At 39.7% G+C, this 1,770-nt stretch carries 2 protein-coding genes and 1 pseudogene; 1 reads left to right on the top strand and 2 read right to left on the bottom strand.

Annotated features, from left to right (window positions below):
- Window positions 1-787 (top strand): permease (locus B4H32_RS06065; RefSeq protein WP_286800899.1); only part of this gene is annotated, 787 nt, incomplete at its 5' end.
- 17 nt (window positions 788-804) lie between these two features.
- On the opposite strand, the gene rdgB is transcribed toward B4H32_RS06065, so the two are convergent.
- Window positions 805-1,428 (bottom strand): RdgB/HAM1 family non-canonical purine NTP pyrophosphatase, encoded by a 624-nt coding sequence (rdgB, locus tag B4H32_RS06070; RefSeq protein WP_286800900.1) that lies wholly within the window; start codon window positions 1,426-1,428, stop codon window positions 805-807.
- A 76-nt stretch (window positions 1,429-1,504) separates the two neighbouring features.
- Window positions 1,505-1,770: pseudogene (locus B4H32_RS06075) on the bottom strand (hypothetical protein); the annotation flags it as partial.

The raw sequence follows: 1,770 nt of genomic DNA on the forward strand, positions 1-1,770 counted from the left end.
GCGGTTATTTATTCCTGTCGTGATTATTTACAATATGGTGTTCTATCAGGCAGGTAGCTTTGCACTTATTCTATTTAGTTTCATTTCATCGATCTTGCTGTTTTACTTATTTGCCTATTTCTCTAAAGACCGTTTGCAGGCACTTTGTTTGAGTTATAGCAATATTGGTTGGCTTGGTTTTCCATTCGCCATAGCCTTATTTGGCGAGCAAGTCAGTGCAGCGATGATTGCACTGTATATTGGCGGATCTTTATTTGGCAATATTTGGGCAGTGACTGCAGTTTCAAAAGAATCATCAAACGCCTCAGTGATTTTCCAGAAAGTTTTACAATCACCGCCAGTCTTGGCCTTGTTTGCAGCATTGATTTTATGGCTATGTGGTATTCAACGTTTACAGGGGAATCTTGTTCTAGAAGGGCTGTATGATGTTGCCAAATTTGGGATGAGTTTTGCAGGGATGTGTATTTTAGGGATGTGGCTCAGATATACACGGGTGCATCGGGCTGACTTATGGCTAAATACGCGCACACTGATGCTGAAATTATTGTGTGGTCTGGTCATTTGTAGCGTGACTTATTATTGCATTGAGATTCCACAGATTAAATTCTTGATACCTGTGCTGTTCTTTTTATTTTGTCTGCCGCCTGCCGCTAATATTGTTGCTTTGGAAACGCATTACCAAGGTACGGGCATTTCAGCTCGCTATATTGCTGCAGGAACCATCGTAAGCTGTATGGTGATTGTGATCTATGGTCTATTGCTGCATATAAAAAGTGCCCTCATATAGGAGAGCACTTTAGGGTTTTAAACCAAACTGGCTTTAAACAGCTGCATCGCTTGGCCGCGATGACTGATCTTATTTTTCTCAGCTTTGCTGAGTTCAGCACTCGAAACATTGAGTTCTGGTAGCCAAAATAAAGGATCATAACCAAAACCGTTTTCACCACGTGCGGCGGCTAAAATCTCACCTTTCCAAATGCCTTGGAAAATTTGTGGGAGTGGATCTTCTGCATGGGTGACCAATGCCAAGACACAAACAAACATGCCTTCAATGGTTTCGCCTTCTTTACGCAAAGGTGCAAGATCAGCCAACAGTTTTTGGTTATTGGCAGCATCATTGCCATGTTCGCCTGCATAACGTGCTGAGTAAATCCCAGGTGCGCCACCTAAGATCGGGACACATAGTCCAGAATCATCTGCCAGTGCAGGTTTACCTGAAAGTTTAGATGCATGACGTGCTTTGATAATGGCATTTTCAACAAAGCTAAGACCATCTTCAATCGCATCTTCAATATCGAGTTTGCCATGCGGAATAATCTCGACAGGAAGATTCAGTTGTTGAAACAGATGTTCAAATTCAACAACTTTACCTTTGTTATTGCTTGCAAGGACAAGGCTGCCTTGGTTGAGCCATGCTTGGGTAGACATGCTGAAAATCTCAATATTTTAAATCAGATGAATTGTACTCGATTTGGTGGTCTAAGTCGGTTGTATATCTTTATGATTAAACACCGATAATAGTAAGTCCATCAACATCTTGTTCTAATAGTTTGCTTAAGAAACGTATAAGATCATCCATCATTTTGATCACTTCCACTTTATATTTTGGATATTTTTTCTTAAAAAATTTTGTTTCTTGTTTAAATAAAAGACGAACATTATCGTTATAGCGTAAATATTTTTTAGCTTCTAAGTAAACTTTATATGTATCAAGTTTTGCAATAACTTGCGCTATTTCTCCTGCATCAAGATATGTATTTCCCCAGTGTG

Source organism: Acinetobacter sp. UBA2063, from assembly GCF_002333245.1.
Taxonomy (GTDB): domain Bacteria; phylum Pseudomonadota; class Gammaproteobacteria; order Pseudomonadales; family Moraxellaceae; genus Acinetobacter; species Acinetobacter parvus.

Bases quoted from the DNA above. Each gene is read 5' to 3' on its own strand.
- rdgB (WP_286800900.1), bottom strand. From the start codon at position 1,428: ATGTCTACCCAAGCATGGCTCAACCAAGGCAGCCTTGTCCTTGCAAGC.